Source organism: Pauljensenia sp. UMB6358 (genome assembly GCF_030216865.1).
GTDB classification, from domain to species: Bacteria; Actinomycetota; Actinomycetes; order Actinomycetales; family Actinomycetaceae; genus Pauljensenia; species Pauljensenia turicensis_A.
The window spans coordinates 1-257 of the sequence record NZ_JASOMS010000202.1; the positions used below are offsets into that span (position 1 = coordinate 1).

General features: G+C 59.1%; 1 protein-coding gene. It reads right to left on the reverse strand.

The genetic code is table 11. The features are described 5' to 3' along the window. Nucleotides 1-257: hypothetical protein (locus QP381_RS09190; protein ID WP_285068717.1), on the reverse strand; the 257-nt coding region annotated here is incomplete at both ends.

The following is a 257-nucleotide window of genomic DNA, read 5'->3' on the forward strand; positions in this document are numbered from 1 at the left end:
ATCCGGGGCCTTGTATTCTTCCTTCACCAACCCGGCAATTGCCGCTGTTAGCGCCTTAGCGGCACGGTCGAAATCAGCGTGAGTATTCAGCGGGCCCGCCTCACCCGGGGCAAGAATCGAAGTTAGGTCCTTAGCGTCAACCAGGTTTGCTGCCTCGGCAAGGGCGGAAGTGAGCGCGTCGTAGCTGGCCTTCGTGTAGCGCTTGCTGTCCTTGCCGTTTTCAGCCAGCTTCTTGTCGGCCTCAGCAATTAGGCGCT